This is a genomic window from Prevotella micans F0438 (assembly GCF_000243035.1).
In the GTDB taxonomy this organism is placed as follows: Bacteria; Bacteroidota; Bacteroidia; order Bacteroidales; family Bacteroidaceae; genus Prevotella; species Prevotella micans.
The window spans coordinates 892333-899953 of record NZ_JH594521.1 but is presented as its reverse complement, the minus strand read 5'-3'; the positions used below and the strand labels follow the sequence as shown (position 1 = coordinate 899953).

Here is a 7621-nt window from a genome sequence, read left to right as displayed (position 1 = left end):
TGTGTGTGTGTGTGTGTGTGTGTGTGTGTGTGTGTGTGTGTGTGTGTGTGTGTGTTAGCACTTTTTTCCGAGCCTACCAAATTATTGGACGAAAAAATCACAGAGAAATCGAAATTTCTCTGCGTCGCGTTGCTGTTATTAAAAATGGGTTCGAAACTCATGGCCGCAAAGGTATATTATTCAATCTTTTCTGACAAATTAATCTCAAAAAGATTATCCTATATCAAAGTGTATAGCAAATAAACCCAGTGCGAAACGAGTGCGGCCATGATGCCGCCTATCGTGTGCGAGATAATAGCTTTCGAGGTGAGTTCACGATAGCCCAGAGAGTCGAGCATGGCTGTGTGAGTGCTTAGGAATCCGCTCCAGCACATACCGATGGCTGTGAACACAGCAATAGCATTACCATCAATCCAGCCATGATGCAAGAAATTAGGAACCAAACTGAGTGCTGCTCCCACTGCTCCCAAAGCCGTGATTGGAAAGGCTATTTGGTGAGGATCGGTGAAGCCGAACATGAATCTGAAAAACCAGTCGATTTTATTGGCTAAAGTCGGAAGCAGTTCAATTCCCTCGTAGGCTGCACCGGTGTAATGCCCATCGTCGCCCGCTCCGAAAGTAAGAATCATAACCAAGGTCGAAATAATTAGCACACCCGGTATGATGGCTATTCCCACATCGACACCCGTTTTCCCACCATCGAGTAACGAATTGAGCACACGCAGGAACACAGATTTCTCCTCTTTTTGTTCAACCTCTTGATGTTCGTGATTGAAGTCCTCATCGCATGCATTTTCAACGGCGTATTGCGGATAGTTCTTCACTATGAAATACTGCATAGTGCGAGTTGAAACAATGCAGCCAATGAAAGCTCCGAACAATCCGATTAGCGGCTCGATGAAAAATCCCTGACCAATCATGAACACAATCACGATTAGTCCCATTCCGAAAGCCGTACCGAAGTTTGTGAGCGAAATGAACTGAAACTTCTTGAAATAGCTGCTGAAACGCTTGTCTTGCGACAGCGAAATAATGGCCGGATTGTCTGAAAGAAAAGTCATAACAGCTCCCAACGATGCAACACCGGGCAAATTGAATAGCGGTCGCATCATCGGACGAAGAATCTTTTCTAGCAAATCAACCACTCCGAATTCAACGAACAGTTTACCAATAGCACCCGTAATCACACATATTCCCATAAGATAGAACACAGTGTTGAGCAACAAATCGTGCGCTGTGTGCATGATGGTGTTTAGCATTTCGGCCGCCCCCATCTTAGACCCTATATAACCGAATAGTACGCCAATGATAATTAAACACGTAATGCCCGATGGGATTAATTTTCTCAACTTTCCCATTGCACCGCCTGATTTATCGGTGTGGGTTTCCATTTTTTTCATTCTTGTTTGTTTTTTAAAGTAAAAGACCGCGCAAAGGTACAATAAAACCCCTCACTTCAATATCTCCTATCTCGGTCATCAGAACTTTAGAAAATGGTATGTGTCCTTCCGTTGTTGCCCCTAGTCCAATGTCAGCCGTAAGAATCCCTATCGGAAATCGATTCGACGGGTGAAAAAAGAAATAATCAGATAGGTAAAAAGAAGTAGTACATAGAGCAACGATGTCTGCACGACGGAAATGTTGATGTGCTCTATACTTGCCCCAGGAAGATGACTCACGAATGCGGTTACGTTGTTCATTGTTCGGGAAATTGCGGTTAGAAATTCGGCGACATAGGATTGAAGCGTCGAGAATGGTTCGGAAAATAGGAGTACAAGCGATGAATAGAGAATCAAGGCCGCACAGGGAACAACAATGATGTTCGTGAAAAGGGAATAGCATGAAAATCGGCCGAAATAATAGGCTATGAGCGGAGCTGTGCCTAATTGCGCACTCAAAGAGATGACCAGCATACCATAAATTGAGCGGAAAAATAGATGACGCTGTAGCCATATTCTTGAAAACATACTGAAAAAGATTGGGGTGAAAAGCAATATACTTGTAACGGCCGCAAACGAAAGTTGAAATCCAACGTCGTATAGAATGAAGGGATTAACAACAAGCATCACGATTGCCGAAAGAGCCAAAGTGTTCAATGAAAATTTGTTTCTGTCGAGCATCGAAATAGCAGAGTAAATCGTGAGCATAATGGCTGAACGGACAACCGACGGTGAGAATCCCACCAGAAAAACATAACTCCAAACAGCACCTAGAACTAGTAGTTCAGAAATTCCGCTCCTGCGCAACCATCCCAGAAATGGAATGCCGGCAATGAGCGAAAGAAGATAGGCAAGGATACCATAGACTATACTAAGGTGAAGACCCGAAAGCGCCAGAACATGGCTTGCACCTGAAATGGAGAAGTTTTCCTTTGTTTCCTTGTCGATGAGGTGTTTGTCGCCCAGCGTCATTGCGGTGACGATGGCCAGCTCCTGGTCGGAAAGCCCCATACGCTCATAGCGTTGGATTAGTTTTTGGCGATAGCGCCGCAAAGCAATTATCGTTCGGTCAAGATAGCTGAGGTTGGTTAAATCGAGCTCGGCCTTACACCATTCATTATAATATATGAATGTTTGACCAGCAAAATTGTGCATGCGTAACCATTCGCCGTAATTAAATCGGGAATTGGGTAAGCCGTAGGGAGCGGTTATTTCGGAAAAGGCTTCAATACCATCGCCAACGTGCAGAGTACAGTATCGGTTGGTGAGCGTGTCGCGTAGTAGTGAGGCTTTTATTTTCATAATACCATCCGGAACCAAAACGCCCAAATCCATCATGATAACTTTTCCATGCTCCACAGGTTCTGACAAAATTATTGCTTCATAGTACGTTTCACCCTTTGGAAGGGGCGTTTTCAATGATTTCTCCTTAGTGGTTGCGAGGAATCCGCCAAGAGCTAAAATGCTTGCGAGCAATGACAAATTCTTTAGGCTTTTGTTACAAATGAATAGTGCCGACAGCAAAGTAGCGATTGTAAGAAAAATCCATGGAATAATACCAACAGAAGCCGATAGTGAACGACCGATAAGAATACCAATCATCAACATGACGGCAATTTTCAAAAGAGGATTCAGATTTAGGGCAGTGGCAGCTTTCATAGATAGAAAATCGATTCGTTCCCTTCATTGAAAAGAAGATCGAGAATGCTTAGGTTAGGTTGAAATCCATTTTTTTGTCGGTAAACCTGATAATATTCTTTCGACGCAAAATCAGGGTCGGGCAATGGATGCTTCGGACGAATCGTTTCGCGAAAATCGTTCGGATGATTCTTCAAATATTCCAAAGAGAGGCTCATTTTCGGCTGAATGTCGAGTAGTTCACAAATTTTCTGTGTTATGTCGAGGTTGAAATCTAGAAGAAATTTCCATCTGCGCTCGAAGAATGGCCGGATTTCATCCTGATAGAACTCGAAAAACGGACTTTCTCCATAGGCCGAAAGGATTGCATGCCAATGAACATGTCGCCAATTTGCATGGTCACTAATTCGTACATCTTTCATTTGACATTTTAGTTCATCGAATCGTTCAACAGGAATCGATAACACCTGAATACCATTTGCGGTAGCAATGACACAACGGTTGCGGTATGTTTGCTTCACAAAATTATCGTACTGCTCGATGATGCACGTTTCAAATCGATTTAACTTTTGAAACCATTGTACCGGACCGAAGTAGACTGAAGAAAGTAAAGCTGTCTGCATGTATTCTATGATATGGTTTTTTCATGCCCAAAAGTACGCATTTAGGATTCTATTTACAAAGTGAAAACGCAATGCGCCAGCCCTTCACATTTGTAATCCTAAACAAATTTACAACTATGTATGTACAAAGCGTGAATATTTAGTTTCCTGAAACCAAGACTGGGGGTGGGGATGTCGTAATTTACATATCATAACCCTTTTCAGTATAGCATTTAGCTATCTAAATGCGTACTAAATTCAAAGGATGCGAATATCTATAATTCTTTTAGCGCCAGTGATATATAAGATATAATTAATGAAGTATTATATGGCAATAAGCTTTGCAGGCAATACGTGGGGAGTATTTATGAATATAGATTCTTATAGAGATATAAAAAGCACTGTACACCAATATATAAATTGGTGTAATTAAAGGTTTGTAAAGCTATGTATAAGTGTATGTGGGTTTATATATTTAAACCGTCGACACTTTTTTTAAACGCTTTTCTTTTTAGATTTGTAATTGTAAAGGTGGCATACGTTTTCAGTTTTGGTAACCCAAATTCGAATACGTAAAACAAAGGCTTTATCTTTGTAAACCGTTATAGAGAACTATTTTTTAATATAAATCAGATAAAAAACAGGATGAAGGATAGAATTAAACAGCTCATGGAGAGCCAGCACATGACACAGCAAACATTTTCTGATTTTATCGGCATTTCGTCGGCATCATTAAGCAGTATTTTTAATGGGCGCACGAAACCGACGCTAAATACGGTGGAAGCTATCAGGAGTAAATTTCCGTCGATTAGCTTGGATTGGTTGATGTATGGAATCGAGCCTATGTTTAGTAATAGAGAACAAAACGGCGGAGCGGAACCGGTAAATAAACCAGTGGAATCGAAATTCAACGAACCTACTTTGAATTTTGAAAACGATATCCCGGTACGTTCGTTTACAGGAGCTACAAATTTGCGAAACCAAACTAATGAACGGGATTTTACAAAGCCAAAGGATGAGTCATCAATAGAAAATAAGATTATAAAGGAAGTTCAGATTGTCGATGCACCTAAACGAAATATAACTGAGATTCGTATTTTCTTCGACGATCAAACCTGGGAGACTTTTGTTCCGCAAAAGTGACGATTGTTTTTTCGATTGATGAAATTCATAGCTTTCAGTTTAGTTGTTGGCAAAAAGATTTCGATGTTACGATTCCTTTTCGTTCCAATTCTATTTGCCTTTTATGCTATGACTGTGCGAGCGCAAACTTTGCCTGTAGACACAGCTCACACAATCGATGAGATTATTGTGCGTAGTCGTCCTTCACAACGTGAGATTATTGCACCCAGAACATTGAAAGGCGATGCGCTAGACCAGTTGAGTAGCGGTTCGATTGCAGATGCATTGCGTTATTTCGCAGGCTTGCAGTTGAAAGATTATGGCGGCGTGGGCGGATTGAAAACTGTAGATATTCGCAGTATGGGAACGCATCATTTGGGGATTTTCTATGATGGAATTGAGCTTGGGAACGCACAGAACGGACAGATTGATTTGGGACATTTTGCGCTTGATAATGTCGAGGAGATTTCACTTTATAATGGTCAGAAAAGTGCACTGTTGCAATCGGCAGCCGATTTTGGTAACGCCGGAAATATTTATATCCGTACTCGGCGACCGATTTTTTTTCCGGGTGAGCGCTACCATGTTCGTTTCAATGCGAAATATGGTTCGAGCGATTTATTTTCCATTTCGTCGCTTTGGGAACAGCGAGTTTCGTCGCGCGTCAGCACCTCGTTGAATGCATGTTTTTTGTCGTCGAGCGGGCGTTACAGATTCCGTTATAAACGAGTGCGTCCCGACGGCGGGATAGCCTACGATACCATCGCCGTGAGACAAAACGGCGACATTCGCGCTTTCCGAACGGAGTTGAATATAAATGGAACAATTCAGCATGGATTTTGGAATGCTAAATTGTATGCTTACGAATCGGAAAGAGGAATTCCAGGTGCAATTGTGAATAATGTTTGGCGACGCGGGGAACGACAAAACGATTTGAATGTTTTTTTTCAGGGCAGATTCCAGCGCGACATCACCAGCCGATTTTCTACTCGATGGATGACCAAATATGCCTACTACAGGACTCATTATGCCAATCGCGACACTACACAGTTGCCAGTAGACAATCGTTTTTGGCAGCAGGAGGCTTATATTTCAACGACCAATGCTTATGAAATTCTTCCAGGATGGAGCGCTTCATTGGCTTACGACTTCAAATGGAACAAACTAAATGCCGACGTTTATAGGTTTGTGTTTCCACAACGAAAAAGTCATTTTGCGAGTTTTGCAACCTCTCTCGAACGTTGGATAATCGGTGTTCAAGCATCGGTTCTTGGAATATTCGTGAACGACCGTTTGCGTGCGGGCAGTCAGAAAAACATTTCGCGTTTTGTTCCGGCTCTGTTTCTCAACATTCGTCCGTTTTCCGGAAAAACCGTATCGTTTCGGGCTTTTGCGAAACAAAGTTTTCGTATGCCAACGTTCAACGACCTTTATTACACTGATGTGGGTAATGCCGCCCTTCGTCCTGAAAAGGCTAAGCAATTCGATATCGGAGCGAGTTTCGAGCGCAGTTTCGCAGGTTTTCTGAAGAATATTTCTGTTCAGACGGATGTGTATTATAACATGGTTGATGATAAAATTATAGCCTACCCCAAAGGACAACAGTTTCGTTGGACGATGTTGAACCTCGGCAAAGTCGACATTCGCGGATTAGATTTTTCGTCGGCCCTTAAATTCATTCCGTTCCGAAATTCGGAGTTGAATTGCCGATTGCAATACACTTTCCAGTCGGCTCGTGATGTAACCTCTTCGTCGACATCCTTCTATCACCATCAAATTCCTTATATCCCGCGCCACAGCGGTTCGCTAGTTCTGAATTTCGATTATTGCGGCTGGCATTTAAACTACAGTTTTATTTACACCGGCGAGCGATATAACGAGCAGGAGAATATCCAATATAATTACATGCAACCGTGGTACACCCACGATGCGTCTTTGCAATATGATTTTCGGTTGAAAAATGCCAGATGTAAGGCCATTTTAGAGGTTAATAATCTGTTCGACCAAAAATATGATGTGATTCTCAACTATCCCATGCCCGGCCTAAACGGCGCAATTGCATTACGAATCGATTTTTAATGCGAGTTAAGAATAAGGAATATGATTGGTTTGATTTAAAAATGTCAGCGTCCCCCTGCACTCGGCCGACAGGCCGCATGTAGGGACAGACCCCGTGTCTGTCCGATACCCATGCCAATTCGGTCTGCCGACCGCATGAGATTTTTTCTGCCCTGTTCTGCACGAATATTTATCCTGTCTTGGTGGATGGACAGGTGGGTGTGTCTGTCCGATACCCATGCCGATACGTCTGTCCGCCACCGTCCGACAAAGGCAGGATAATTTCTCTTAAACCGAACACATGTATATATAAAAACGGTCGACCTGCACGCGTCGTCACGACGGATGCAGGTCTTAATGATTATATAAACGATTTATCTTTCTTCCCCGGATTCGGGGAGGGAGAGGGAATTATTTCCCCTATACCTTATCTTCTCCGGGGTCTTCTTCTCGACCGGGTTTGGGGGAGCCGCCGCCGGTTCCGCCACCGGGTTTATTTCCACCATTCCCGCCTGAACCATTTCCACCAGAGCCTGAACCATTCCCGCCGCCGTGTTTTGAGCCGGAGCCGGTTGATTTTCCGCTCGGCTCGGGAACGACGACGAGTTTGCCTTTAGAGATTACGACCCAGATGGAGCTCTTGCCGGCGACGTTCAGTAGATACGCGCGCTTCTTGCCGGTTCCGCGGAACTCGCGGGCGAATGAGAGCGAGCCGCTCGAGAGGCCGCGCTCTTTCTCCAGAGCTTCGAAGAGGGGCTCGAG

5 protein-coding genes and 1 pseudogene are annotated in these 7621 nt (G+C 43.4%); 2 read left to right on the top strand and 4 right to left on the bottom strand.

Going from position 1 to position 7621, the window contains the following annotated elements; all coding sequences use genetic code 11:
• Positions 1–218 precede the first annotated feature (218 nt).
• The 3 genes from HMPREF9140_RS03725 to HMPREF9140_RS03715 all read right to left on the bottom strand — a co-directional run bounded on the left by HMPREF9140_RS03725 (position 219) and on the right by HMPREF9140_RS03715 (position 3700).
• Entirely contained in the window at positions 219–1391 is a 1173-nt protein-coding gene (locus HMPREF9140_RS03725; RefSeq protein ID WP_006951860.1) for a nucleoside recognition domain-containing protein, read from the bottom strand.
• A 156-nt stretch (positions 1392–1547) separates the two neighbouring features.
• A complete protein-coding gene (locus HMPREF9140_RS03720; RefSeq protein ID WP_006951859.1) occupies positions 1548–3098 on the bottom strand; it encodes a ComEC/Rec2 family competence protein in 1551 nt (516 codons plus the stop codon).
• Positions 3095–3700, bottom strand: a complete 606-nt coding sequence (locus HMPREF9140_RS03715; RefSeq protein WP_006951858.1) for a WbqC family protein — start codon at positions 3698–3700, stop codon at positions 3095–3097. The genes HMPREF9140_RS03720 and HMPREF9140_RS03715 overlap by 4 nt, the downstream gene beginning before the upstream one ends.
• A gap of 624 nt (positions 3701–4324) precedes the next feature.
• Between HMPREF9140_RS03715 and HMPREF9140_RS03710 the strand changes: the two genes are divergently transcribed.
• Together HMPREF9140_RS03710 and HMPREF9140_RS03705 are read left to right on the top strand one after the other, a co-directional pair.
• Entirely contained in the window at positions 4325–4822 is a 498-nt protein-coding gene (locus HMPREF9140_RS03710) for a helix-turn-helix domain-containing protein (protein WP_006951857.1), read from the top strand.
• A gap of 63 nt (positions 4823–4885) precedes the next feature.
• Positions 4886–6880: a TonB-dependent receptor gene (locus tag HMPREF9140_RS03705; RefSeq protein WP_006951856.1), complete on the top strand. Its 1995-nt coding sequence runs from the start codon at positions 4886–4888 to the stop codon at positions 6878–6880.
• 399 nt (positions 6881–7279) lie between these two features.
• Here HMPREF9140_RS03705 and HMPREF9140_RS03700 read toward each other — a convergent pair.
• Positions 7280–7621 (bottom strand): annotated as a pseudogene (locus HMPREF9140_RS03700) (DUF6261 family protein); the annotation flags it as partial.

Excerpts from the sequence above, each read along its gene's own strand:
- HMPREF9140_RS03725 (WP_006951860.1), bottom strand. The coding sequence starts at position 1,391 with ATGGAAACCCACACCGATAAATCAGGCGGTGCAATGGGAAAGTTGAGA.
- HMPREF9140_RS03720 (WP_006951859.1), bottom strand. The coding sequence starts at position 3,098 with ATGAAAGCTGCCACTGCCCTAAATCTGAATCCTCTTTTGAAAATTGCC.
- HMPREF9140_RS03715 (WP_006951858.1), bottom strand. The coding sequence starts at position 3,700 with ATGCAGACAGCTTTACTTTCTTCAGTCTACTTCGGTCCGGTACAATGG.
- HMPREF9140_RS03710 (WP_006951857.1), top strand. The coding sequence starts at position 4,325 with ATGAAGGATAGAATTAAACAGCTCATGGAGAGCCAGCACATGACACAG.
- HMPREF9140_RS03705 (WP_006951856.1), top strand. The coding sequence starts at position 4,886 with ATGTTACGATTCCTTTTCGTTCCAATTCTATTTGCCTTTTATGCTATG.